The 25,757-nt window shown below is 63.7% G+C and carries 26 protein-coding genes; 5 read left to right on the top strand and 21 right to left on the bottom strand.

Translation table 11 applies throughout. From position 1 onward, the window contains the following. Positions 1-27 precede the first annotated feature (27 nt). Positions 28-912 carry a LysR family transcriptional regulator gene (locus PAQ31011_RS19545; RefSeq protein WP_150577389.1) on the top strand — a complete coding sequence of 295 codons (885 nt, stop codon included), beginning with the start codon at positions 28-30 and terminating at the stop codon, positions 910-912. A 25-nt stretch (positions 913-937) separates the two neighbouring features. Here the strand turns inward: PAQ31011_RS19545 and PAQ31011_RS19550 are convergent, their stop codons facing one another. Further along, positions 938-1,774, bottom strand: a complete 837-nt coding sequence (locus tag PAQ31011_RS19550; RefSeq protein WP_150577390.1) for an intradiol ring-cleavage dioxygenase — start codon at positions 1,772-1,774, stop codon at positions 938-940. A 114-nt stretch (positions 1,775-1,888) separates the two neighbouring features. Then, positions 1,889-2,311 carry a winged helix-turn-helix transcriptional regulator gene (locus PAQ31011_RS19555; protein ID WP_246179672.1) on the bottom strand — a complete coding sequence of 141 codons (423 nt, stop codon included), beginning with the start codon at positions 2,309-2,311 and terminating at the stop codon, positions 1,889-1,891. A gap of 64 nt (positions 2,312-2,375) precedes the next feature. On the opposite strand from PAQ31011_RS19555, the gene PAQ31011_RS19560 reads away from it, so the two are divergent. Next, entirely contained in the window at positions 2,376-3,323 is a 948-nt protein-coding gene (locus tag PAQ31011_RS19560) for an aromatic alcohol reductase (protein ID WP_150577391.1), read from the top strand. Positions 3,324-3,420: 97 nt separating this feature from the next. Here PAQ31011_RS19560 and mctP read toward each other — a convergent pair whose 3' ends face one another. The 10 genes from mctP to PAQ31011_RS19610 form a co-directional block, all read right to left on the bottom strand. Then, entirely contained in the window at positions 3,421-4,917 is a 1,497-nt protein-coding gene (gene mctP, locus PAQ31011_RS19565; protein ID WP_150577392.1) for a monocarboxylate uptake permease MctP, read from the bottom strand. After that, positions 4,918-5,097 (bottom strand): DUF3311 domain-containing protein, encoded by a 180-nt coding sequence (locus tag PAQ31011_RS19570; protein WP_150577393.1) that lies wholly within the window; start codon positions 5,095-5,097, stop codon positions 4,918-4,920. 354 nt (positions 5,098-5,451) lie between these two features. After that, positions 5,452-6,645 (bottom strand): M20 aminoacylase family protein, encoded by a 1,194-nt coding sequence (locus PAQ31011_RS19575; protein WP_150577394.1) that lies wholly within the window; start codon positions 6,643-6,645, stop codon positions 5,452-5,454. After that, positions 6,642-7,157, bottom strand: a complete 516-nt coding sequence (locus PAQ31011_RS19580) for a 6,7-dimethyl-8-ribityllumazine synthase (RefSeq protein WP_150577395.1) — start codon at positions 7,155-7,157, stop codon at positions 6,642-6,644. The genes PAQ31011_RS19575 and PAQ31011_RS19580 overlap by 4 nt, the downstream gene beginning before the upstream one ends. A gap of 76 nt (positions 7,158-7,233) precedes the next feature. Then, positions 7,234-8,709: a sodium:solute symporter family protein gene (locus PAQ31011_RS19585; RefSeq protein ID WP_150577396.1), complete on the bottom strand. Its 1,476-nt coding sequence runs from the start codon at positions 8,707-8,709 to the stop codon at positions 7,234-7,236. Positions 8,710-8,711: 2 nt separating this feature from the next. After that, entirely contained in the window at positions 8,712-8,927 is a 216-nt protein-coding gene (locus PAQ31011_RS19590; protein ID WP_150577397.1) for a DUF3311 domain-containing protein, read from the bottom strand. Positions 8,928-9,077: 150 nt separating this feature from the next. Beyond that, positions 9,078-10,511 (bottom strand): NAD-dependent succinate-semialdehyde dehydrogenase, encoded by a 1,434-nt coding sequence (locus PAQ31011_RS19595; RefSeq protein ID WP_150577398.1) that lies wholly within the window; start codon positions 10,509-10,511, stop codon positions 9,078-9,080. Positions 10,512-10,567: 56 nt separating this feature from the next. After that, positions 10,568-11,815, bottom strand: a complete 1,248-nt coding sequence (locus PAQ31011_RS19600; protein ID WP_150577399.1) for an MFS transporter — start codon at positions 11,813-11,815, stop codon at positions 10,568-10,570. A 13-nt stretch (positions 11,816-11,828) separates the two neighbouring features. Next, the gene (locus PAQ31011_RS19605) at positions 11,829-12,344 is read right to left on the bottom strand and encodes a flavin reductase (RefSeq protein ID WP_150577400.1); all 516 of its coding nucleotides are present in this window, start codon (positions 12,342-12,344) and stop codon (positions 11,829-11,831) included. Between the two features lie 50 nt (positions 12,345-12,394). Further along, positions 12,395-13,759 (bottom strand): LLM class flavin-dependent oxidoreductase, encoded by a 1,365-nt coding sequence (locus PAQ31011_RS19610; RefSeq protein ID WP_150577401.1) that lies wholly within the window; start codon positions 13,757-13,759, stop codon positions 12,395-12,397. Positions 13,760-13,944: 185 nt separating this feature from the next. Between PAQ31011_RS19610 and PAQ31011_RS19615 the strand changes: the two genes are divergently transcribed. Further along, positions 13,945-14,511 carry a helix-turn-helix domain-containing protein gene (locus tag PAQ31011_RS19615; protein WP_046291224.1) on the top strand — a complete coding sequence of 189 codons (567 nt, stop codon included), beginning with the start codon at positions 13,945-13,947 and terminating at the stop codon, positions 14,509-14,511. 72 nt (positions 14,512-14,583) lie between these two features. Next, entirely contained in the window at positions 14,584-15,285 is a 702-nt protein-coding gene (locus PAQ31011_RS19620) for an aspartate/glutamate racemase family protein (protein ID WP_150577402.1), read from the top strand. Positions 15,286-15,360: 75 nt separating this feature from the next. Here the strand turns inward: PAQ31011_RS19620 and PAQ31011_RS19625 are convergent, their stop codons facing one another. From PAQ31011_RS19625 to PAQ31011_RS19635, 3 genes are all read right to left on the bottom strand, one after another. Then, positions 15,361-15,855, bottom strand: coding sequence for a hypothetical protein (locus tag PAQ31011_RS19625; protein WP_150577403.1), 495 nt, complete (start codon positions 15,853-15,855; stop codon positions 15,361-15,363). A 122-nt stretch (positions 15,856-15,977) separates the two neighbouring features. Next, positions 15,978-16,565: a TetR/AcrR family transcriptional regulator gene (locus PAQ31011_RS19630; RefSeq protein WP_150577404.1), complete on the bottom strand. Its 588-nt coding sequence runs from the start codon at positions 16,563-16,565 to the stop codon at positions 15,978-15,980. A gap of 143 nt (positions 16,566-16,708) precedes the next feature. Beyond that, positions 16,709-17,521 carry a LysR family transcriptional regulator gene (locus tag PAQ31011_RS19635; protein WP_150577405.1) on the bottom strand — a complete coding sequence of 271 codons (813 nt, stop codon included), beginning with the start codon at positions 17,519-17,521 and terminating at the stop codon, positions 16,709-16,711. A 112-nt stretch (positions 17,522-17,633) separates the two neighbouring features. Between PAQ31011_RS19635 and PAQ31011_RS19640 the strand changes: the two genes are divergently transcribed. Continuing rightward, on the top strand, positions 17,634-18,368 hold the full coding sequence (locus PAQ31011_RS19640) for an SDR family oxidoreductase (RefSeq protein ID WP_150577406.1): 735 nt from the start codon (positions 17,634-17,636) through the stop codon (positions 18,366-18,368). A gap of 82 nt (positions 18,369-18,450) precedes the next feature. On the opposite strand, the gene PAQ31011_RS19645 is transcribed toward PAQ31011_RS19640, so the two are convergent. The 6 genes from PAQ31011_RS19645 to PAQ31011_RS19670 form a co-directional block, all read right to left on the bottom strand. After that, positions 18,451-19,785 carry a four-carbon acid sugar kinase family protein gene (locus tag PAQ31011_RS19645; protein WP_150577407.1) on the bottom strand — a complete coding sequence of 445 codons (1,335 nt, stop codon included), beginning with the start codon at positions 19,783-19,785 and terminating at the stop codon, positions 18,451-18,453. A gap of 13 nt (positions 19,786-19,798) precedes the next feature. Further along, positions 19,799-21,073, bottom strand: coding sequence for a ribulose-bisphosphate carboxylase large subunit family protein (locus PAQ31011_RS19650; protein WP_150577408.1), 1,275 nt, complete (start codon positions 21,071-21,073; stop codon positions 19,799-19,801). Further along, positions 21,070-21,624, bottom strand: coding sequence for a VOC family protein (locus PAQ31011_RS19655; RefSeq protein WP_150577409.1), 555 nt, complete (start codon positions 21,622-21,624; stop codon positions 21,070-21,072). The genes PAQ31011_RS19650 and PAQ31011_RS19655 overlap by 4 nt, the downstream gene beginning before the upstream one ends. A gap of 147 nt (positions 21,625-21,771) precedes the next feature. Continuing rightward, positions 21,772-23,676: a TRAP transporter large permease gene (locus PAQ31011_RS19660; RefSeq protein ID WP_150577410.1), complete on the bottom strand. Its 1,905-nt coding sequence runs from the start codon at positions 23,674-23,676 to the stop codon at positions 21,772-21,774. A gap of 1 nt (position 23,677) precedes the next feature. After that, positions 23,678-24,730, bottom strand: coding sequence for a TRAP transporter substrate-binding protein (locus tag PAQ31011_RS19665; protein WP_150577411.1), 1,053 nt, complete (start codon positions 24,728-24,730; stop codon positions 23,678-23,680). A gap of 66 nt (positions 24,731-24,796) precedes the next feature. After that, on the bottom strand, positions 24,797-25,612 hold the full coding sequence (locus PAQ31011_RS19670) for an SDR family NAD(P)-dependent oxidoreductase (protein ID WP_150577412.1): 816 nt from the start codon (positions 25,610-25,612) through the stop codon (positions 24,797-24,799). Positions 25,613-25,757: the final 145 nt, after the last annotated feature.

The following is a 25,757-nucleotide window of genomic DNA, read 5'->3' on the forward strand; positions in this document are numbered from 1 at the left end:
GACAATCGACGATGTGACGGTGACGATATGAGAGAGATCAGTCTCGACCGATTGAAGACACTGGTGGCGGTCGCCGACAGCGGTTCGTTCGCCGACGCGGCGCAGGCGCTGCACCTCTCGCCGCCGACCGTCAGCCTGCATATCTCGGATCTGGAAGCGCGCGTGGGCGCACAGCTGTTATCGCGCAAGCGCGGGCATGTGCGGCCGACGTCGGTCGGCGAGGCGCTGGTGGAACGCGCGCGCCGACTGCTGGCCGACGCGGAGCGCACGCTCGAGGACATCGAGCGACATGCGCAGGGGCTGGCGGGACGGGTGAGAATCGGCGCGTCGACGGGGGCCATCGCGCATTTGCTGCCGCAGGCACTTGAAACGTTGCGTCTGGATCATCCGGATATCGACGTGCAGGTCGCCATCCTCACCTCGCAGGAGACGCTCAGCCGCTTGCATCGCGGCGCACTCGATCTCGGGCTGGTGGCCTTGCCGCAATCGCAGGTCAAAGGGCTGACGCTGCGGCAATGGCGTCGCGATCCGGTCATGGCGTTCGTGCCCGCGCATTGGGAGACGCCCAAACGCGTGACACCGGACTGGCTCGCCGACCAGCCGCTCATCCTGAACGACAGTACGACCCGGCTTTCGCGCCAGACGGCCGAATGGTTCGCTGCGGCCGGGCATCATCCGACGCCACGCATCGAACTCAACTACAACGACGCGATCAAGAGCCTCGTGGCCGCCGGGTATGGCGCGGCATTGCTGCCGCACGAAGCCACGACACCCCACACCGACGAGCGCATCGCCATGCGGCCGCTACGTCCCGCGTTGTGGCGTGATCTGGGCATCGCGCATCACACAGGGCCGCTGGAGCGCTCAACCCAGCATGTGCTCGATGCGCTGTGGGGACTGCGACTGCGATAACACTTCGATAGCGCTTCAATAACGCTCAGCCCTTGGCGACAGGATTGAGCACGAAGTCGTAATGCAGCGCGTAGCTGCCGTCTTCACGGCGGACCCACGGTGCGATCAGCGACTGACGAACACCGAATACCGCGTCCGAATCGAGCCATTGATCGTCTTCGCGGAAAACATGCGTGACCAGCGTCTCATAGCCCGGCGCTTCGATACGGAAATGCAGATGCGCGGGACGCCACGGATGCCGCGCCGTCGCCGCCAGCAACTCGCCGACCGGGCCGTCGGTGGGGATCGGATAGGCCTCGGCCAGCACCGTGTGGAAATGGTACATGCCGGCGTCGTCGGCATGGAGCACGCCGCGTCCTTGCGCGGTGTCGAGGTCGTCGCGCTGCACGTCGTACAAGCCCTGTGCGTCGGCCTGCCACACGTCGATGCGCGCGCCTGCGACGGGACGGCCGTCCAGCGCGCGAATGCTGCCGATGACTTCACACGGCTCGCCCGATGCGCCATTCGCCACGTCGTCGCCGTTCTCGTAATGCGGCGCGCCGTCGACGAAGAACGGGCCGAACACCGTCGCCTCGGTGCATTCCGGCGGCTTCGCATTATTCATCGCGACGGTGAGCATCGACAGGCCCAGCACATCGCTTAACAGGATGAACTCCTGACGCTTGTCGTCGCACTTCTGGCCGGTCGCCGTCAGGAAGGCGATTCCCCTGGCCCATTCGTCTTCCGTCAGATTCACGTCGCGTGCGAAGTCGTGCAGGTGGCGGATGAGGCTGGTGAGCACTTCGCGCACACGCGGGTCCGGCGTGTCCGCCAGGCGGTCGATCGCTTCCTGCGTGATCGTGTGTTGATCCAGATTGCGCATCGCGTGTCCTTGATGTTTTGGGGGCGGCCGGTTGTCTCGAACTCCGGGCCGGATATTCGTGTGCAGGCATTGTTGCGCAAAACGCCGCCGAACGCCTTGCAGGCTGGCGACGGCTCAGGGCGTCTTGACGTCGAACGCTCTGCGCGACTCACGAAAGTCGTCGGCGTTATCCATCACCCACCGCCACAGCGGCACCATGCCGACGAGCAACCCGCGTCCTAACTCGGTCAGCCGGTAATCGACACGCGGCGGCACTTCGTCGTAATCGTGGCGAGCGATCAGGCCGTCGCGCTCCAGTTGGCGCAGCGTGCGAGTGAGCATGCGCTGCGTCACGCCGTCGAGCCGACGCGCAATCTCGGCGTGCCGTAACGTGCCGCCCACGCCCAGCGCATGCACGACGCCCAGCGACCAGCGGTTGCCTGCATGTGCCAGGATCTCGCGCTTGAGGCCGTCGTCGTCTGCGCTGAGCGCGTCGCACGCGGCTTGCGACTCCTGAAGGAGCGCTTCGAAGGAGGGGATGCCAGGAGGCAGTATCACGCGTGTACCTTCTTATCAAAGGGCTGGAACGTCCCTATTATTCGCAACTTCACAGGAGTTGCAAATGACCACTCTAAATCCTTCGGAAAACCGCGTGCTGGTGCTTGGCGCGGGAGAACTCGGCGAATGCGTGCTGCGCGAGATGAGCGCGATGCGTGATGCCGGGCGCGTCGAATCCGTCTCCGTATTACTGCGGCCTGCGGCAGCCGATTCGGCGCAACGCACGGCACTACTTGCGCAGCTGAATGAGCTTCGGGTCGACATCGTCGAAGCCGATCTCGCGACCGCCTCGGAAGATGCGCTCGCCGCCGTCTTCCAACCGTTCGACCAGATCATCTGCTGCACCGGCTTCGTCGGCGGTTCCGGCACGCAGCGCAAAATCACGGCGGCCGTGCTTAAGGCCCGCGTCGCGCATTACATCCCGTGGCAGTTCGGTGTCGATTACGACGTCGTCGGCCGGGGCAGCGGTCAGGACGTCTGGGACGAACAGCTCGACGTGCGCGACATGCTGCGCGCGCAGAACGACGTGCGCTGGACCATCGTCTCGACGGGCATGTTCATGAGCTTCGTGGTGCTGCCCGCCTTCGGGCTGGTGGACGTCGAGCGAGGCGTTGTGCACGCGTTGGGCGACCCCGACTTTGCGCTCACCGTCACGACGCCGGAGGACATAGGACGTCTCACCGCGCAGATCGCCGCGTCGCGTCCGTCGTTCGACGATCAGGTCGTGCACGTGGCCGGCGACACGTTCACTTACCGCGAACTGGCAAGCACGCTGACGAATGAGTTCGGACGCCCGTTCTCGGTGGAGTGCTGGGAAGTACCGCAGTTGAAAGCCGACGCTGCAGCGCACCCGGACGACACGATGCGCAAATACCGGCTGTCATTTGCGCGCAAGGACGGGGTCGCGTGGCCCAAAGCGCAGACGTTCAACGCTAAGGCAGAGATCTCTGTCACCGGCCTCGCGACGTGGTTGCGCGTATGGCGCGAGCGCGGTCTCGATCAGGCGCGATGAAACGAAAAGGGCGTCACATGTCCGGAGGACTCCGGTATGTGACGCCCTTAATTCATGCGCAATGCCGCGCTGACTACACGCGGCAAGCACTCAGCAATTACGCTGCGCTACGCAGAGCCGGACGTGACCCCTTGCCCAGCACGAGGTTAGCGACCACCGCCACAACCACGTTCAGCGCAAGCGCGATCAGGCCGGTGTACATCGCGTACTGCTCACCGCCCACCATGAACGAGTGAACCGGCTTGATGCCGTCGGCAAACGCCATCCAGCTTCCGCACACGATCCCGACGGCCCAGCCGCACAGCAACGCACGCGCGCCGAACCAGCCCACGAACAGGCCGAACACCAGCGCCGGGAACGTTTGCAGAATCCACACACCGCCCAGCAATTGCAGGTCGAGTGCGAACTTCGTCGGCAGGAACAGGATGAACACCAGCGCGCCAAGCTTCACGACTAGCGACACGACCTTGGCGACCTTCGCTTCACCCTCGTTCGAAATCCCCGGGTTGACGTACGGCTTCCAGAAGTTGCGCGTGAACAGGTTCGATGCGCCGATCGACATCACGGCCGCCGGCACCAACGCACCGATGGCAATCGCAGCAAACGCAAAGCCTGCGAACCAGCTCGGGAACAGGCCGTTGAACAACGCCGGTACGACGTCGTTGTTGGTCTGCACCTTCACACCCGCCGCGTAAGCCATGAAGCCGAGCAGCGCGATCAGGCCGAGCAGCACAGTGTAGGCCGGCAGGAAAACGGCGTTCTTGCGAATCGTGTTCGCATCTTTCGCAGCGAAAATGCCGGTCAGCGTATGCGGATACATGAACGCGGCCATCGCCGAGCCGAGCGCCAGCGTGGCGAATGGCAGGAACTGCGACGGCTTGAGCGTCAGGCCAGTCGCCCCGCCCTTGTTCGCGAACACCTCGCGCGCCGAGTCGAACACCACACCATAGCCGCCCAGCTTTGCAGGTACGACCACCACCGCCACCAGCACCACGATGTAGATCATCAGGTCCTTGACGAAGGCGATCAGCGCCGGTGCGCGCAACCCCGCCGAGTACGTGTACAGCGCGAGAATCACGAATGCGGCCAGCAGCGGCAACTCACCCGTCAGCCCCAACGCCTTGATCACGACTTCCATACCGATCAGTTGCAGCGCGATGTACGGCATCGTCGCCACCACGCCGGTGAGCGCAATTGCGAACTCCAGCGGACGCGACTGATAGCGACCGTAGACCACGTCGGCGGCCGTCACGTGACCCGCCTTGTGCGCGGCGTGCCACAGCTTGGGCATGATCAGGAAGACGATCGGGTAGACGAGAATCGTGTACGGCAACGCGAAGAAACCGTAGGCACCGACGGCGTAGACCAGTGCCGGCACAGCGATCACGGTGTAAGCCGTGTAGAAGTCGCCCCCCACGAGGAACCACGTAATCCACGCGCCGAAGTTACGGCCGCCGAGGCCCCACTCGTCCAGATGCGCGCCTTTGTTGGACGGTCCCGCCATCCAGCGCGACGCCCAGAACCCCATGACGGTCACGAGGATGAAGAAAAATACGAAGACCGCTAGCGCAGTCCAGTTGATACCGGCTTCCATTTATTCTTCCCCTTTCCTCAGACCATCGCGAAACACGATCCAGATCAGCAGCGAGGTCAGCGGCACCCAGGCGAACTGGTACCAATAAAAGAAAGGGAATCCCCAAAGGGCCGGCAGTTCTTTGTTGTAGAAAGGCACCCACAACAAGCCGATGAACGGCAGCAATAGCAATAACCGCATCTCAGCAGTCTCCTCTTGTTCTAGTTCGATAAAAGCGCATGTAAAACACGCTTAAATACACTCTAGCCGATGGAATGTGCTTTTGCCGCTGCGCCGCAAAGCCCCATGAACAGTGGGGTTTCAGGGAAGAATGGAGACGTTGTGCGTATCGAAACATTTTGTCCCGATGTGCAAGTTCAACGTCCGTTTTATTCGATGAAATCGACGTGTTTTTACGTCGATTTCATCGGGACTTAGGTTGAAATATCAGGCACGAATAATGCCCGAAGCGGAAAAGACAACGCACCTGCATCGTGGATAAAAATACGCAGGTGCGTTGAATTCGCCGCATTAAAAAATCTTGACTTCGGGCAATTATCGTCTACGTGGTCCTACGTAGTAAGCCTGCGCAAGCGCAACCCAATACCGCACACCGTCGCGAATAATGTCGTCGTTAAAGTCGTAGGCGGGATGATGCAAACCGACGCCGGTTTCGCCACGTGGCGCATTACCGATCAGCACGTAAGCACCGGGCTTCGCTTCGAGCATGAAACCGAAGTCCTCAGACGTCATGTTCGGCGGCACGTCTGCGTGTGTGGCCTCGTCGCCGAACGTCTCGCGCATGACCTGCTCGCACAGCGCGGCTTCGTTCGCCGTATTGACGGTCGCCGGGTAGTACTGGAAGAACTCCGTCTCGATCGTCGCGTCGTAGGCCGCTACCAGGCCGTCGCCAATGCGGCGAATACCGTCCTGCAACTGGTTCAGCACGGCCGACGACAGGGTGCGAATCGTGCCGCGCAACTCCGCCGTATCCGGGATCACATTGTCCGTGTCGCCCGCGTGCATCATGCAAACGGAGACGACTGCCGGGGCGACGGGATCCTTGTGACGAGCGGCCAGCGTCTGGCATTGCAGCACCATCGAACAGGCAAGCGGAATCGGATCGAGGCCGAGATGCGGCTGCGCGGCGTGCGCGCCCTTCCCGCGAATCTTGATCCGGAAACGCACGCCCGCCGCCATGATCGGCCCCGTGCGCAGGCCGAACTCGCCCGCCGGCAGTGTCGGCCAGTTGTGCATGCCGAACACGGCCTGTGTCGGGAAGCGCTCGAAGAGGCCGTCGTCGATCATCTTCTGCGCGCCCGCGCCGCCCTCCTCGCCCGGCTGGAAGACGAAGTGCACCGAACCCGGCAACTGCGGCAATTGACGCAGCACACGGGCCGCGCCGAGCAGCATCGTCGTGTGGCCGTCATGGCCGCAGGCGTGCATCACGCCGTGATGACACGAGGCATGCGAGAACGTATTCGCTTCCTGTATCGGCAGTGCATCCATGTCGGCGCGCAGCACGATCCCCATCGACGGGTCTGCGCCCGGCAGGCTCGCCACCACGCCGGTGCCCCCCATGCCACGGTCGACGGTGTAGCCGAGCGACGTCAGATACCCGGCGACCACGTCCGCCGTGCGACGCTCTTCGAAACGCAGTTCGGGATGGGCATGCAGGTCGCGGCGCAAGGTGCGCAGGTCGGCGTCGCCCTCGGCGAGCAATACGTCCAGATCGCTCGGAGGCGTCATGTCTGAGATTCCTTGGTAGGTGTGGCGGATACGTCATCCACCGGAGCGACGGGGCTGTCGAGATTCGCCAGTGCGAGCAGCATGCCGACACAGGCGTCGGCCACTTCGCGGCCCTTGTGACGCAGATGCCCGTCGAAAAAGCCGTAGTGTTCGTCGTGAGAATGGAAGTGGTGCGGCGTGAGCGACATCGAGAACACCGGCACATCGGTGTCGAGCTGCACACGCATCAGACCGTCGACCACCGCCTGCGCCACGAACTCGTGACGATAGATTCCGCCGTTGACGACGAGCGCCGCGCCGACGATGGCGTCGTACTGGCCGCTTTTGGCGAGACGTCTCGCGAACAAGGGGATTTCGAACGCACCGGGCACGTCGAAGTGATGGATACGGTCGGCGGGCACGCCCAGTTCGGTCATGCGGGCCCGGAAGGCGTCGCGTGCGCCGTCGAGCAAGTCGGCATGCCAGCCAGCCTGCACGAATGCGATGCGATGAATATCGAGGGAAGTCGTCATAGCTAGTCTGTTGCACGAAAGCCCAGCGCCCTTTGCGGGGCGGCCACGGGCTTTCGTTACTTCTCTTGTGACTGGATTACGATGCGTCTGCCGAGAGCTGCGCAGCGCCCGCCGTGCGGCGCGTGAGCAGCGTCACGACCACTAGCGTCGCCACGTTGAACACCAGCGCCACGATGCCGACGTTGAGGTCCTTGAGCGCGTCCGGCAGGAACGGGAAGAGTGCGGCGACAGACTTCTTCGTGAGCGACACCCACGCCACCGTCGCTTCACCGACGATGATGCTGGCGAACGCTGCCGGGCGGGTCACGAGGTTCTTGCCGATCAGGCTGGCGAGCAGCACCGGGAACAACTGCGTCACGAGTGCATAAGCCATCAGCAGCAGCGCCACGATGGTCTGACCGCCGTTGAGCGTGAACAGCACCGCCAGCGCCATGACCGCCGGAGCGAGCCACTTGGCGACGCGAGCGACATGCGCATCGCTCGACTGCGGACGCAGCGGGCGATACACGTTGTTCGCGAGCAGCGTGGCGGACGTCATCAGGATCATCGACCCCGGCACGAGTGCCGTCAGAATCCCGGCCGCACCGATCACGCCGACGAACCACGGATCGAACGTCGCGAGCGACACCTTGAACAGCGCCAGATCGATGTCGCCACCGGTGAGGCCCGGCACGGCGAGCACCGCCGAAAAGCCGACGAAGAGGATGAACAGCAGCATCAGCTGATAGATCGGCAGCACGAATGCGTTGCGGCGCAGCACTTCCTCACGCTTGGCCGTGTACGTCGCCATGAACATGTGCGGCCACATGTAGAAGCCCAGCGTCGACAGGATCACCGTGGAGACCATCCACACCGGGCTTTCACCGACGTCCTTGAGCGCCAGGAAGCCCGGCTTGGCCTTCTCGATGGCCGCGAACATGTCGCCCACGCCACCGTAGTAGTGATACGGCAGATAGAGACCGAGGAACACGGCGACGAACATGACGAGCGCGTCCTTGACGACCGACGTCCATGCCGAACCGTGTACGCCGGACAGCGCCACGTACACCGCGACCACGACCGCACCGATCAGCACGCCCTGATTCGACGAGAGCGCGGAATACGACGATACGCTCACGATGATCCCGAGGCCCTTGAGCTGAAGCACGAGGTACGGCACCAGCGCCGCGAAGCCGACAATGGCGACCAGCACGCCGAGCACCGGACTGTTGTACTTCGAGGCGAAGAAGTCCGGCTGCGAAATCAGGTTGCGTTCCTTGGCGTAGCGCCAGATCGGCGGCAACAGGAAGTACGACAGGATGAACGGCAGACTGCCGTAGCCGAGCAGGTAATACGCGCCGGCACCATGGCCGTACGCATAACCGCTGCCGCCGAGGAACACGAACGTCGTGTAGATCTCGCCCGCCATCAGCAGGAAGACGATGGCCGCGCCAAAACCGCGACCGCCGACGGCCCATTGCTCAAGACTCATGTCCTTGCCGCGTCGCGCGCGAATGCCGAGGAACAGCGCCAGCGCGATGGCCAGAAAGATGAAGATCAGTGCGCTATTCATGCTCAGACTCCTTCCTGGCCGTGGTCAGCCGCTTCGAATCGCGCCCGATCCGCGTAATAGATGATCGCCATCACAATCGACGTCAGCACGAGCGCTCCGGCCAGCCACGCCAGCAGAAACGGCATGCCGAGCACATACGGCGTGACGCGGTTGACGAAAAACGGACCTACCAGAACCGCCAATACTGGTAGGAGTGCTAAAAGATGTATGGACCGCATGAGCGTCTCCTGGTTTTTCCCGTTGCCTTGTCGGGCCGGTCGGGGCTTCGCAACATCAACGTGTGTCGATGTTCGATAGCCGTCGTCCGGCACGTCGTGTATGCGGTGAAGCGTGTCCCGTACGTTCACCGCGACGGATCCGTCGTCGGGTTACGCCGTCTCCATCAGGTGCGAGATGCTCTTGACGTGCGTGTAGCACTCAAGCCCCTCGGTGCCCCCTTCCCTGCCGTAGCCGCTGTCCTTCACGCCACCGAACGGGGTCTCGGAGACTGCCGAGACCAGATGGTTGATCGCGAGGTTGCCGACTTCGAGTTCGTCGCCAAGGCGGTAGGCATTCGCCGCCGAGCGGGTGAACGCGTAACCCGCCAATCCATAGGGCACGCTGTTGGCGCGTTCGATGGCTTCGTCGAGGCTATCGACGGGCACGATCAGCGACAGCGGACCGAACGGTTCTTCGAGCATCGCGCGCGCGTCAGGCGGCACGTCGGCCAGCGCGGTGAACGGAAACACATAGCCGGGGCCTTCCGCGCGAACGCCACCGCACAGTACGCGTGCACCGCGCGCAACGGCGTCGTCGACCAGCGAATGCAGTGCGTCCAGACGCCGCTGGTTCACCACCGGGCCGATGTCGCTCGACGATTCGAGGGCGTGCCCCGCGCGGATCGCCGCGCCATGACGCGCGAAGGCGGCGATGAAAGCGTCGTAGACCTTGCGATGGACGAAGAAGCGCGTCGGAGCCACACACACCTGACCGGCGTTGTTGAGCTTGCCTTTGACGCACGCCAGCGCCGCCGCTTCGGGGTCGGCGTCGTCGCATACGATGACCGGTGCGTGACCGCCCAGCTCCAGAATGGCGGGCTTCATGTGCTTCGCCGTCAACCCGGCGAGATGCTTGCCGACCGGCGTGGAGCCCGTGAACGTGATGCCACGCACAACGGGGCTTGCGATCAGGTGCGACGAAATCGTCGCGGGATCGCCGAACACGAGGTTGAACACACCGTCGGGTAAGCCTGCGTCCTGGAACGCCTGCGCCATCAGCACGGCACCGGCGGGCGTTTCTTCGGCCGCTTTGAGAATGATCGAACAGCCCGCCGCGAGTGCGCCACCGACCTTGCGGGCGGGCGAACTCATCGGAAAGTTCCACGGCGTGAAGGCGGCGATCACACCGACCGGCTCACGCACCACGGTATGACGCATGCCCGGTTCAGCGGGAATGACCCGACCGTACAGACGCTTGCCTTCGTTGGCGTCCCACGTCATCAGATCGCAGCCGCGCAGCACTTCGGCGCGGGCTTGGGCCAGCGTCTTGCCCTGCTCCAGCGAGATAGCGAACGCGATGCTTTCGACGCGCTCCTTGAGCAACGCAATCGCACGCAGCATGATCTCGGTGCGCTGCGCGGGCGACTTGCGTCGCCAGACGCGCAAGCCACGCTCGGCAGCGGCCAGCGCGTCGTCGAGGTCGGCGAGCGTCGCCGTCGGCACGGTGCCGATGGTCGTGCCTTCCGAGGGATTCGTCACCGGTTGGCCGGGCGCGGCGCGCCACTGACCGCCGATCAGCATCTTGATATCGGGATAGGAATACATTTCAACGTCTCGGGTTACTTGAGGTACTGAGGGAGAGAGCTTCGTGTGTTGTCGCGCTATCGTTTGCCACCGGCCATGCGTAGCGACGCCGGGTGCTGACGCAGTCGCCACATCGCCACGCAGCCAAGGGCCGGTCCGATGGCGAGCACCCCCATGCCGCCCTGCCAGCCGAGGTGCGCCACGATCACCGGCACCAGCCGAATGCTGGCGAGCGTGAGCAGAAAGCCGGCGCATGTCTGTGCGGTGAGCAGCGTGCCGACCGACGTCGGGTCCGCCAGCTCCGCCACGGCCGCCGAAAACTGCGCCGAGTCTGCGATCACCGAGAAGCCCCACACGAATGCGACACCCACGACAAGCGCAAGCGGTGCCGCAGGCAGCCAGCCAATCACGGCGGCACATGTCGCGCTGAGCGCCATCGCCCCCATCGTGACGAGCGTTCGGCCCAGACGATCCGCAAGCATGCCGCCCGCCCACGCACCGACCGCGCCAAACGCGATCACCGCGAACGTCAGCATCTCGGCCTTCTCATGGAAGTCCGCCACGCCATGCAGATGCAACGTGTATTGCAGGAACAGGCCGAGCCACGCCCACATGGCATACAGCTCCCACATGTGGCCGAGGTAGCCCAGATTCGCCAGCCGCACCGCCGGGTCGCGCCACGCTTGCGTGACCTTCGTGAAATCGACGCGCGACGCCCGCTTGATGTTCGGGCCGATCTCCGCGAAACCGATGGCCACGCCCGACGCCACGGCCAGCGTGGCCGCCGCGAGATAGACCCAGCGCCAGTCGAGGTCTTGCAAGCCACCGACCAGATGCGGACTCGCGGAGCCCAGCGTGAGCGCAGCGACCAGCAGACCGATCAGCAATCCGAGGTCGGCTTTGGCCCACGTCGCTACAAGCCGGATGCCGACCGGATAGACGCCAGCCATGCAAATGCCCGTGATCAGTCGCAGCAGAATCACCACCGGCCCCGTCGGCGGCAGCACCGCAAGCGCACCGGTCGACAGCGCCGCCATTAGCGCAGACGCCGCGAAGATCCGGCGCAGGTCGTACCGGTCGGGCAGCGCGAGCGTGGCCGACACGACGGTGCCGATCACGAACCCGAGCTGCACCGCACCGGTGAGCATCGCCTCGTCCCCCGAGGCAATCGCCTGCGTGCGCTTGATCAGCGCGACGGCGGTCGTCGACGAAAACCAGACCCCCATCGCCGCCACTTGCGCCAGCAGCACGATCGCCAGCGAGGCAATCTTGCCGTCGGGGGCACCGTGTTCGCGCAGAGTGCGCAGGGTGGACGGAGACTTCATGGGCAGTGCGTCCTCAGGCAGAAACCGCTTGCGCGACCATGCCGACGCGGTGAAAGCCGCGTGCGAAATAGATCAGGCCATCGAGCGCCCCGGCGGAGCGCGCCGCCTTCACTTCACAGAAGAAGACCGTGTGCGTGCCAACTTCGGTGATCGACGACACTTCGCAGTCGAGCACGCTCACCGCGCCTTGCAGCGCCGGCGCACCGGTGTGCAGGGTGTCCCAGTCGCCGCTCGCGAAACGCGTTTCTATCGACAGATCCTTCGTCGCGAACTGCATGGCGATGTCGCGCTGATCGGCCGACAACACGTTCACGCACAGGCGTGCGTTCTCGCGCATCACAGCGTTGTTTCGGCTCGCCCGGTTGATGCAGACGAGCAGCGTGGGCGGATCGTCGGTAACAGCGCACACGGCAGAGGCCGTGCATCCGGCCAGCCCGCCGGGGCCATCGGTGGTAATGACGTTGACGGCAGCGCCCAGGCCAGCCATCGCTTCGCGGAAGATCGATTTGTCCACCGTGCTCTTGTCCATTTCCTTCACCTCGTTCGATACTTGGATACGTGACGGTTTCACGGCGACGCTTACTTCGCGCCCGAGCGGTACTGTGCAGCGCTGTGCGTTTGCGGCAGACGGTCGTGACCGAAAAGCTTCTTGCGGTACGTGCCGTCGCCGTACGAGGTCTTGTACGCGCCACGCTCCTGCAACAGCGGCACCACGAGATCGATCACGTCTTCGAAGCACTCCGGCACGACCGTGCGTGACAGGTTGAAGCCGTCGATACCCGTCGCTTCGCTCCACGCCATCATCTGGTCGGCAATGGTCTGCGCCGAGCCGATCCACGGCGTCTGGCGGCTGCCGAGCACCATCTGTTCGAGCAGCTTGCGACGCGTCCATTGCGGACCGGCAGCGCGCGTCATGGCCGTCACGTTCGACACGATGGCCTGGCTCTTGCCGGTGTCGATCGGCTCGTCGATGTCGTACTTGGCGAAGTCGATACCGAGCGACGCCGCCGCGTGTGCGAGCGCCCCTTCCGAGCTGACATAACGACGATACTCCTCGAACTTCTCCTTTGCTTCGGCGTCGGTGCGGCCGACGATGGGCGTCGCGCCCATGAAAACCTTCACGTCGTTCGCTTCGCGGCCGTACTTCACCGCCTCCGCGCGGATCGTGTCGACGATCTCCTTCACACCCTCCATCTTCTGGCCGTTCACGAAGACGCACTCGGCGTGGGTGGCAGCGAACTGGCAACCGCGCGGCGACGAACCGGCCTGATACAGCACAGGTGTGCGTTGCGGCGACGGCGCGCTCAGGTGCATGGCGTCGACCTTGTATTGCTTGCCGTGGTGGTGAATCACGCGCACCTTCGACGGATCGGCGTAGACGCCACCGGCGCGATCGGCCAGCACGGCGTCGTCGTCCCAGCTGCCTTCCCACAGCTTGTAGACGAGCGACATGTACTCGTCCGCGAGGTCATAGCGGTCGTCGTGCGCGATCTGCCCTTCGATGCCGATGGCGCGCGCGGCGCTATCGAGATAACCCGTCACGATGTTCCAGCCGATACGGCCGCCCGTCAGGTGATCGAGCGTCGACATACGGCGCGCGAACAGGAACGGCTGTTCGTAAGTCAGGTTGGCCGTGACGCCAAAGCCGAGATGTTGCGTGGCCGCGGCCATCGCCGGAATCAGCATGAGCGGATCGTTGACCGGCACCTGCACGGCGTTGCGCAACGCAGCGTCGGCGTTGCCGCCATAGACGTCGTACACGCCGACGACATCGGCGAAGAACATCCCGTCGAAGAGCCCCTTCTCCAGCTTCTTCGCGTAGTCGACCCAGTATTGCAACTCGCTGTAGCGCGTGGATTGATCGCGGGGATGCGTCCACAGACCTTGCTGGATATGACCCACGCAGTTCATCTCGAAGGCGTTCAGTCGAATTTCACGGGGCATGTTGACTCCTTGTCTGCAACAAATTAGGGGCGGGACCAATGCGGTTCGATCCGTTGTTGCCGTTTACTATAGTAGACGTTTGACTACGATCAAAAATGTTTCGACTGGGGGTAAACGCTTAATTTCCGGGTCGTGATAGAGGTGACTTGTATAATTTCGCAACCCGAAACCCTTGGAATCTCTGCATGACTCCCCCGATGGTGGACCCGACGCCCGCGATTTCGCATCGCATCCGTATCGAGCGCGAATCCCGCGGCTGGTCGTTAGGTGATCTGGCCGAACGCTCCGGTGTCTCGAAGGCGATGATCAGCAAGATCGAACGTGGCGCAGCCAGCCCGACGGCCGCACTGCTCGGTCGTCTCTCGGGCGCATTCGGTCTGCAACTGTCGATGCTGCTTTCGCTCGCCGAGCAATCCGGTGAACGATTGAGCCGCGAAGCCGAGCAACTGGTCTGGCAGGACCCGGAGACGGGCTATCTGCGCCGCGCCGTGTCACCGCGCAATGGCGGCATGCTGGAGTTGCTGGAAGTGACGCTGCCGCCGGGCGTGAACGTGTCGTATCCGTCGTCGGCCTTCACGTTTCAGCATCAGCAGATCTGGGTGCGCAAAGGCACGCTCACGTTCGAAGAGGGCGAGTTGACGTACGAACTCAAGGAAGGCGACTGCCTTCAGCTCGGACCGCCCGCGCCGTGCACTTTCCTCAACGCGGGCAAGCAGCCTTGCGTCTACGTTGTGGCGCTGGTGCGTCGTTAAGCGAATAAGCGAATTCAGCGGACGTCACGCGCACATCACGCGAACATCGTCTCTACCAAACAAGGAATTTTCATGCGCACCATCGGCCTTATCGGCGGCATGAGCTGGCAATCCAGCGTGGAGTACTACCGCATCGTCAACGAGGCGGTACAGGCGAAGCTCGGCCCGCTGCGCTCTGCGCAGACCTTGATGTTCAGCGTGGATTTCGGCCCGATCGAACGCGCTCAGCATGAGGGGCGCTGGGATGACGCCGGCGTGATGTTGCGCGAGGCGGCGAAGCGTCTGGAAGCGGGGGGTGCGGACTGTGTGGTGCTGTGCACGAACACGATGCACAAGCTGGCGAACTACATCGAAGACGCCGTCTCGATCCCGCTTATCCATGTCGCGGACCCGGTCGGACATGCCGCAAAGGCGCGTGAGATCACTTGCGTCGGCCTGTTAGGAACAGCGTTCACGATGGAGCAGGATTTCATCAAGTCGCGCCTGCACCAAAAGTTCGGACTCGACGTGCTCGTGCCGGACAGCGACGACCGCGCCGCCGTGCACCGTGTGATCTACGACGAGCTTTGCGTCGGCGTCGTCAGCGACGCGTCGCGCGCGATCTACCTGGACGTGATGCAACGGCTCGCCGCACGCGGTGCGCAAGCCATCATTCTCGGCTGTACCGAGATTTCGCTGCTCGTGAAGCCGGAACACACCGATCTGCTGCTGTTCGACACCACCGAATTGCACGCATTGGCAGCCGTCGACTTTGCGCTCGGCGGCGACGCCTGATTCGACATCGATGCGGGAGGACGCGGCACTGATACCGACGTCCTCCCTCGTTCCCTCTAACGTGCTTACACGCGCTTAAGCGCGGCTACGTTGCGAACGAAGCCACACGAATTGCAAGATCGCACCGAGCACGAAGATGCCCAGCCATGCGCCGAGCGCGCCGCGCACGAGTGGCGACTCCGGGCCGCTCGCAAGCGGATGGCTCGCGGGCAAGCGCGTCAGCGTCTCGTTGATCCCCGGTACCAACAGCAAGAAGAAGCTGAACGCGAACGCGAACTGCGACAGGTAGGGGCGCGCACGTCCCAGAAAGTCGATGCGAGGGATGAGCAAGCCGCCCAGCGTGGCGAGCAACGCCAGAATGCCCAGCGCATGACCCGCGTTGAAACCACCGGTGCTCGACAGCCCGAACGCCGTGAACACCGAGATCAACATGCCGACCAGATAGAGTTGACCAGCGCGATTGGCCGGATCGATTTTTCGATAGCGGACGAAGCTGACGATACCCGCCGCGAACGTCACGACACTGATGGCGGTATGCACCGCGCCCAAGGTGGAAATAGGATGAGGCATGGAGGGGACTCCTTCTACCGACTAGTTGGTTGGTTTGATGCTTCAAAAAGTGGGCGCAAATGCGCCCTTTTCTGTCTGCTCGTCCGAACGACGCTCACTTCGTCGACGTCATGTCGTCAGACTCACTTCGCGCCACTCAAACGGCTGATCGCCACTTGCGAAATCGCCTGAAACGAATCCGCGTTTCCTAATGCCCGCGCCGTCAGCATCGCGCCGTGCACCGTGGACATGAACGCCTGCGCCTCGACCAGCGCGCTGCCGTTCAACCGGAACTGCCGCTGCGCCACACCGGCTTCCAGCACCGATGCGAGCCATGCCGTCAGATCGTCGAAATAGCGACGCACCTCGTCGGCGATTTCCGCCGGGATCATCGGCAATTCCGCCGCCAGCATGGCGCAGATGCACATGGGCATCGAACCGTCGCGAATGCATTCCGCCCAGTAATTCGTGTAGGCGGCGAGACGCGCCGTCGGATCGGCCACGTGCTGATCGAGCGCCGCCAGCCCGTCGCGCGCCTGCTCGCGATGCCGTTTGACCACCGTCAGCACCAGATCCGCTTTGCTCGGGAAGTGATGATGAATGCTGGCCTTGCCGATGTTCACACGCTCGGACAAATCGGCGTAGCTGAACCCGTGATAACCGCCCGCCGCCAACAATTGCTTCGTGTGCTCTGCGATTTCGGTCGCCCGGGGAGACAGCTCGACGCTCATAGTCCTTAACTCGATTAGACGAAACGGCGCGTGAAGCCGAACCTCACACGCGGGTTTGACGCTGACGATAGCGTCCGATGGCAACCAATCTACTAGTTGGTTGGTTGCGCGTCAAGTACCTCTCTGAAGGAGACACCGATACGTCAGACCATCGCCGACACGGCCGACGCGTCGGCACGCAGTTGCTCGACCAGCGTCGCCAGAACGGGTTTGTCCAGTGCCTGCACGGCGTAGCAAAGGCCCACGCGGCGCGACATTTCGAACCCGTCGATGGGCTGAACGGCAATTCCGGCATGCCCCCGCGCCAGCGATTCGGGCGCGACACAAGCCCCCAACCCAGCCGACACCAGATTCAGCGCCAGCCCAAGGGTTTCCGCGTGCGCGGCCGGGGCACCCGCCGCCGCGCCGTAGTACGGCAGCAAGCGCTGGTGTGTCGGATGCGTCGGACAGACGATCCACGGCAAAGCATCGGCATCGCGCCCCTCGGGGATCGCCAGCACGTAAGGCTCGATGAAGAGCGGCAAGAACAGTTCGTCCTCGCAACGCGCGTCCTCGGTGGACAAGCGCGCGTCGCCCTTGCAGCCATCGAGCAGACTGACGAACAACGCAGGCACAGCGCTGCGCGCAAGCACAACGAATCGTGCGACATCCTGCGCAGCAATATCTGCTTCGACACCGATATCGATGCCAGAAACATGCCCACTTTGACGGAATTGTCTCGTCATGGAATCGGTCTGAGACAGAATCCGGCGGGCTTGCGGATAGAGTATGCGAGCGGCCTCGGTCACTGCGACGCCGCGTGCTTCGCGCAGAAAGAGTTGTGTGCCCAGCAAGTCCTCAAGACTCTTGATCGTGCCGGACAACGCGGGCTGACTCAGATGAAGACGGCGTGCGGCCCCCGTGATGTTGCGCGCTTCAAAGACGGCGATAAACGCCTTTAGCTGACGGCCATCCATAAGTTTCTCCGATTTCTGCGAAAAGAATAATGCATTTTTCGCCGTCGGTAATTGTGTCTAGACTTTGATTCAACGCTTACACATAAATCGAGCCGATATCTGGAGGTCTCTCATGACTGCATCGCAAAAGCCCCTCGTCGTCATTACCGGTGGTAGTTCCGGCATTGGCGTCGCGACCGCCCGCCTCTTTTCGTCGCACGGCCATCCGCTGCTGTTGCTCGCGCGTCGGCTGGAGAAAATGGAATCGCTGGATTTGCCGAACACGCTCGCACGCTCGGTCGACGTGACCGACAGAGACGCACTGGACGCCGCCGTGCGCGAAGCCGAAGACCGTTTCGGTCCAGCGGATGCCATCGTCAACAATGCGGGTGTCATGCTGCTCGGCGACGTGACGCGTCAGGACCCGAAAGAATGGGACGGCATGATCGACGTGAACATCAAAGGGGTGCTCAACGGCGTGCACGCCGTCGCCTCGGGCATGGTCGCGCGCAAGCACGGCACGATCATCAACATTAGCTCGGTGGCAGGTCGAAAGACGTTCCCTAATCACGTCGCGTACGTCGGCACGAAGTTCGCCGTGCACGGGCTGTCGGAGAATCTGCGCGAGGAATTGTCGGCGCATAACGTGCGCGTCGTGACCATCGCGCCGGGCGCAGTGGACACCGACTTGCTCAGCCACACCACCGACGACGCCATCAAGACCGGCTACGAAGCGTGGAAGGCGGACATGGGCGGCAAGGTGCTGTCGGCAGAAGATGTGGCCAACGCCATTTACTACGCGTATTCGCAGCCGGATGGCGTGTGTATCCGGGAGATCGTGCTGGCAGCGACGCGTCAGCAGGCGTAATGGCAGACAGGCCGCGTATCGCATCGTATCGCATCGCCAAGCCATGCGATGCGCGGTTCATGCCTGACCTATGCGGTTTGAATCACGCGCCGTGCACCAGCCGCTCGAAGAGATCCTCCCCGCCCATCTGCCCACCCTTGAGCAGAATCTCCATGCCGTCGAAAGCTGGCACATCGCTTTTGAGACGGCATATTGGCGCGCCCGGTGCGAGTGTCCCTGCGTGCGTCAGCCCCCAGGCATCGAGCGCGCGCATGCCGTGGCTGGAGGTGTCCCCGCCTGCGATGGCCATGCGCGACACCGGCACTTCGCGCAGCACCTGCGCGAGCAATCGCCCTCCGGCTTGTGCGAGACGTAGGGCGTTGATCGTGCCGCCGTTGGCCGTAGCGCCTTGAGACGGGACAGTGCAAGCCAGCGTGTGACGGCCTGCACGGAGATGCCTCACAAGCGCTAAGGCAGCCGACGCGCAATACTGCCCGTCCGCTTCCGTGAGTCGCGCGGCATCCAGACGCACGATCTCGAACGACTTCGCTGCGGCCACCTGAGCGGCCGTCACGGGCGAAAGACTTCCTGCCAACACCAGCACCGGCCCGCTGGCCGCCGCGACACCCGCCGACGCCACCGTCGCGCGTTGCGGCATAGCACTCGCCACCGCCTGCGTCACGCTGCTCGGGCCGACGGCCAGTAGGGGCGCATGTTCGGCCGCCGTCCATAGCTGCGCCCCGATTTCAGCCAAGTCACTTTGTCGCGCGACATCCCACAGCACGTGCGTCACGCCCGCCTCACGCAACGCGAGCAAGCGCGCGGACGACGAATGCTTCGCATCGGCGTCGTAGCTCGTCCACGGAATCAGACCGATGCCTTCGAGCCCCTGCCGCGCAAGATGCCGCCGCAAATCCGCTTCGCTCATCGGCGTGACAGGGTGTCGACTCATCGTCGGATGACGGTCGATCCGGAACACGTCGCCGCCCGCCCCGGCCGCTGCAAAGAGATTGCCGAACAGACAGAAGCGTTGCAGGTTCGGCTGACCGCCGACAATCGCCACCCACGGGCTGGGCATTGCCGGAGACAGCAGGCGAACGGCCCCGCCGATACTGCCGACGTCCGGCGCGCTGTCGAACGTCGAACAGGTCTTGTAGTGCAGCACGCGCGGCTGAAGGCGTCGCGCGAGGTCAGCCACCGGCGCGAGTTCGTCGCTCATCTGCGCCGGAGCCAGCGAGCGTGCGATGCCCGCGATGCCCAAACAGTCGATCTCGCCCAGCGCGGCCAGACGTTGCACGCTCGGCGGCGCGAGCAGCAACATGCTGCGCAACCCGGCTTGCGCAGCGGTCGCGAGTGTGTCCGTCGCACCGGTGAAATCGTCGCCGTAATAGAGCAGATGCGGACGATGCCGCGCAGTCGCATTCGATTCGATGACCATGTCGTCTTACCGATCAGCGACCGAAGAAGCGCAATGCCGACGCGAGCGGCAACGATTGCTTCGCGGCGTCCTCAAGGCTGCAACCTTCGCGAACGGCTTGCCATGCGTCGCGCAGACTTTGCACGCCTGCCGCAGGACCGTCCGGGTGTGCCAGAATGCCTCCGCCCGCCATGAACAGCAAATCGTCACGCCCCACGGCATGCCAGGTCGCCGGGACGGTGCCCGCCCACTGGCCCGAGGAAAACGCGGGCATGACCGTATCCGCCTGACCTGAGGCGTTGCCCTCAGCCAACGGCCGGTAGCAGTCGTGCGCCGATTCGATGACCTCTTCGTCGGCTTGCGCGAACTTGCCTTGCAGACCGTGCACGTGCATGTGATCGACGCCCGCGAGTCGCCAGAGCGTCTGATAGGCCTGAAAGCCGATGCCGAGGAGCGGGTCGCGCGACATCGCGCCGTAGCCGTTGCGATGCGCGTGAATCGCGAGATCGGTGTGACGGCGCAACGTCTGTACGGCCGAAAAGCCGCACCAGTTCAGGCTCACCATCACGCAGTTGCCGCCCTCTCGCTTCACGAGATCGGCGTGACGCCGCATGGCATCGGTTTCGTCGGTAATGTTGAACGCCACCATGACCTGCTTGCCGGTGCGCTCGCGATGCTCGCGCACGGCAGCCATCACCGCCGGTACGCGTTTCGCGAGCGGCGCATGGACCGGGTCGGCGCAGACCTCGTCGTCCTTGATGAAATCGACGCCCGCTGCGCACAAGCGCGCCACCAGCGCCGCCGTATCCTCGGCGCTCATACCCACATTCGGCTTGAGAATCGTGCCGACCAGCGCACCGGTCGACACACCCGTTGCTGCACGTGTGCCTGCGATGCCGTAGCGCGGGAAGTCGAACTGGTCGCGATACGCTGCCGGTAGCGATACGCGCTCCAGCCGCATGCCGGTCACTTCGCCGAGATCGTAAAGATTGCCCGCGAGCGTGGCGGCCAGCGTCGGCAGGTTCGCGCCGACGTTGTCCGTCGGAAACGCGATGCGCACGCGCGCCCGGTGCCACGGGCCGCGAATGCCCTTTCGTTCGAGATATGCGTTGGGCAGCGACGTCATCGCCACCTCGCCCACCGTCTCGACCGACTCGACAATGGCGCGTGCGCGCTCGCGCAACGCGTCGGTCTCGCCTTCTACGCGCGTGAACGTACCGCACGACTGCTCGCCCGCCATCACTTCGGCAACCGCGCGCGGATCGAGGGGCGTCTCGATCAGATAGGTCGCACTCAGCTTTGTACTCATAGCTTCGACAGGTCGGGAAAGACACGCACCGGATCACGGCCATCCCAGTCGGCGGCCGCTTCGCGAATCATGCGAAAGAGCGTGCCTTTCGGGCCCGCCACTTCCGACAACTCGATGGTCGTCCCTGGGTGGCACCCCGGGTCTGCGCCACGATCTTCGAAGTAGACGAAACGTCCGTTCTCGCCCACTTCGCCGCTCATGCAGACCTTGAAGCCTGCCGCCTGCGCGCGCGCCAGATCCTCGTCGAAGTTGTCCGTCCAGTACGCCACGTGCTGCGCACCGGTGCGCCCGGCGCTGAGGAAGTCGCGGTACATCGACGGCACGTCGTTGCGGATTTGCAGCAGCTCGATCTGAAGACCGCCCGCGTTGGCGAGCGCGACGGAATTGTGTGGCTCGAACGACTCGCCGCGATACGTGTAGTTGCGGATCGGCACCTTGGGGTTGTAGTACCAGGGACCGACGCCGAGGACGTCCGACCAGTAGTTCATTGCCGCCTCGATATCGGGCACGAGGTATGCCACCTGGCGAATCTCGCCGAAAAATCTGCTCATGGGTCGTCCCTTGTTCTTTGCTGTGACGTTCGTGACGTGTGCGTCGCCGTGCGCGCGAGGACCGTCCTCGCTCACCGGATTCGCGATTGTTATGAATGTGTTTTTGTGTGGCAGCCGAGTGGGCTGAGTTCGTTTGCGTACTGCCGTTCAGCGCAGGAAGCCTGTCGAGATCCACGGAATCGCCGCGACGCAGATCAGCCCGATGACGAGCGCGACGAGGTAGCCCCAGATCGCGCGCATGCCCTTTGCCGGATCGACCTTGCCGATGGCACACGCCGCGTAGTACCCGACCCCGAATGGCGGTGCGAACAGCCCCAGCCCCATCGACAGCACGACCACCATCGCGTAATGCACCTCGTGCACGCCGACGGCACGCGCAATCGGGAACATCAGCGGCCCGAACAGCACGATGGCCGGAATCCCTTCGAGCACGCTGCCCAGCACGATAAACGCGACCACCGACACCGCGATAAAGCCCGCCGCGCCACCCGGCATGCGCTCCATGGCCGACGCGAGGTCCTGCGCGAAGCCCGATTGCGTCAGCCCCCAGGCCATGCCGGTCGCCGCCCCGATGATGAAGATGATGGCCCCCGAGAGCGCTGCCGTTTCGATCAGCATCGGCAACAGACGCCGCGCGTCGAACTTACGGTAGATGAACAATCCCGCCAGCACCGAGTAGGCGATGCCGATGGTCGACACCTCGGTGGCCGTCGCCACGCCTTCGACCACCGCCGCACGGATCACGAACGGCAATGCGACCGCAGGCAGCGCGTAGACGAAGGCCTTCATCACCGCGCCCTTCTTGGCGCGCTCGACACCGGACAGGTCTTCATGGCGATAGCGCCACCAGACCACACAGCACAGCGCCACGCCCAGCACGACGCCCGGCAACAGGCCGCCCGTGAACAACGCCGAGATCGACACGCCCGTCACCGAGCCGATGGTGATCAGCACGATCGACGGCGGAATGGTTTCGGTCTGTGCGCCCGTGGTCGAGAGCAACGCCACGAGATCGCCCGGATCTGCGCCACGCTTTTTCATCTCCGGGAACAGCACCGGCGCGATGGCGGCCATGTCGGCAGCCTTCGAGCCGGAAATACCCGAGACCAGATACATTCCACCGATCAGCACGTAACTCAGCCCGCCGCGTACGTGGCCGAGCATGCTCGCGAGGAACTGCACCATCGCACGCGCCATGCCGGTCATCTCGATCAACAGCCCGAGAAAGACGAAGAGCGGCACGGCCAGCAGAATCAGATGCGACATCCCCTCATCCATGCGACCGACGAGCACGACCAGTGGTGTGGTCGTGGTGAGCGCCAGGAAACCGAACGTCGCCAGTGCGAACGAGAACGCAATCGGCACGCCGGCAAACACGCACGCGCCGACGACACCCGCGAAGAAGATCACCAGATTCCAGCGACCGAGCGGTTCGAGCGACGGCCCCAACAGCCAGAAGCCCGCACACACGACAGCCACCACCGCCATTGCCTGCACCGTGCGCCACGCAGGCGCAGCGCGCAGCAGGCGCAGCACGCTCACGAGCAACATCAGGGCCATGCCGACCGGCAAGGCCGCCGCGCGCCATGCGTTGCTGATTTCCATCGCGGGCGTGACGACGAACGCTTCCTCCGACGCGTATTCGTACGCCGGATGCACGATCAGCAACAGAAAGGCCATGGCGGCGGCGACCGCCAGCATGTCGAGGAATGCGCGCGTGCCCGGCGATGCCTTGCCGACGAACGCCGTCATGCGCATGTGTTCGCCACGCCGCAACGCCACGACCGCGCCGAGCATCGACATCCAGAGAAAGAGGATGCCCGCGAGTTCGTCGCCCCAGACGAGCGGCGCGTGGAACACGTAGCGCGCGATGACCCCCGCGAGCATGACGACGATATCCGCCAGCACGAGCAGCGCCGCAGGGATCTCCGTCAGCCAGCCGATGGCGCGATCGAGACCTGCCACGAACGCGCGCCAGCCGTGCGCGGGGGTGTCGACGTCAGTGGCATGGAGCCCTGACGCGGCAGACGGATGCGCGGGACGCGGCGTCATGTCAGGCCACCTTGCCTGCGGTCGCTTCGAGCAACGCCCAGGCTTCTGCACCGAACTTCTTCTGCCATTCGGCGTAGTACCCCGACTTCTGCAATTGCGCACGGAAGGTTTCGGGGGACGCCGAATTGAAGGCCAGCCCCTTGCTCGCCAGTTCGTTTTGCAAGCCGGTGTTGAGCGCGTAGACGTCCTCGCGCTGCTTGATGGCGGCTTCGTTGAACGCGCGGGCGACGATGGTCTTCAGGTCGTCCGGCAGGTTTTTCCACGACCGGCCGTTGACGACGAGGTGATAGCCGTCCCAACTGTGATTCGTGATCGAGCAGAACTTCTGCACTTCGTAGAGCTTTGCCGTCTGCACGATGGCGAGCGGGTTTTCCTGTGCGTCCACCACGCGCGTTTGCAGCGCGGAGTAGACCTCGCTGAATTGCAGACTCGTCGGCGAGGCTTGCAGCGATTTGAACAGCGAGATGCCCATCGGGCTGACCGGCACGCGGATCTTCATACCGGAAAGGTCGTTGGCCTTCGTGATCGGCTTGTTGCCGCTCGTGATCTGGCGGAAGCCGTTGTCCCACATCTTCTCAAAGGTGTAGAGCCCCGTCTTTGCGAAGGCCGCCCGGATGGTGTCACCGAGCTTGCCGTCGACGGCATGCCACACCTGGTCGTAGCTGGAGAACGCAAAGCCGACGGCCGTGATGGCGCTGATCGGGGCGAGCGTCGCGATCACCATGGTGCCTGCGTTGAAGATGTCGATCCCGCCGTTGCGCACCTGCGCAAGCATGTCCGTGTCGCCGCCCAGCTGGTTGTTGGGGAACACGCGCAATTCCATGCGCCCTTTGCTCTCGGCCGCGATGCGCGCCGCGACTTCCTGCGCGCGTACGTTCAGCGGATGGCTGACGGGCAGGTTGTTGCCGTACTTGAACACGTACTGGGGTGCCGCGGCGCGTGCGGTGCGCGGCAGCACGCCCGTCACACCGGCAACACCGGCCACGCCCAGCGCGGGCAGCGCAGAAAGCGCGCGCAGTACGTTGCGTCGGCCCTGTGAAGTTGAACTGGTCATGCGCTTGTCTCCTGATATTGTGGTTTTCGTCTCGTCACTATTGTCGACTGCACCGCAGCACCGCAGTCAATTGCACCGTACGTGCATGCCGCCGTCGACCAGCAGCTCTACGCCGTTGATGTAGCGCGCCTCGTCGGACGCGAGGAATACGGCGGCGTTCGCGACATCCCAGCCGTCGCCCATGCGCCCGGTCGGCGAGAGGCGATTGCGCGCCTCGACCATCGCCTGCGTGTTGTCGTAAAAGCCGGAAATCTGCTGATAGATGTGCGGCGTGTCCATCACGCCGGGCAGAATGCAGTTCGCACGGATACCCTTGGCGGCATATTGCAGCGCCACGCTCTGCGTGAGCGAATTGACCGCGCCTTTGGACGCCGCGTAGGCGCAGTAGGCATACCCCGTCCAGCGAACGCCGCCGAGTGCGCCGATGTTGACGATGGCACCACTCCCCTGCGCCTCCATCGTCGGCAGCACGGCCTTGCACGTCAGGAACATGCTCTTGACGTTGACCGCCATCACGCGATCCCAGACTTCCTCGGTGGTTTCGACCGGACCGCCCTGCGACGTGATGCCCACGTTGTTGTGAAGAATGTCGATGTGGCCGTAGGTTTCGATGGCGGCGGCGACGGCTTGCTGGACGTCGGCCCAGCGGGTGACATCGGCGGCCACGGCGATGGCGTCGTTGCCTTCACCGGCGATCACGTCGCGTGTGATCTCGGCCGCCTGCGCCTCGCGATCGATGGCAACTACCTTCGCGCCATGTCGCGCGTAAGCCACTGCGGCAGCTTTGCCGTTGCCCCAGCCGTCGCCGACCGAACCCGCACCGAATACCAACGCCACGCGGCCCTCCAGCCGACGCGACGTCGACACGTCTGCTCCTGCCATCACTCGTCTCCTGTTCTTTTCCTATTCGCTTCGCACCGGTCTTGCGATGCGTTTCGATGCGTTTCAATCCGCTATGAAGTCGTACGATAGGCGGCAAACCGGCAATCGACCAACCCGATTTCATGATGCGATTTGATGTGCTTTG

The organism is Pandoraea aquatica, from assembly GCF_902459565.1.
GTDB classification, from domain to species: domain Bacteria; phylum Pseudomonadota; class Gammaproteobacteria; order Burkholderiales; family Burkholderiaceae; genus Pandoraea; species Pandoraea aquatica.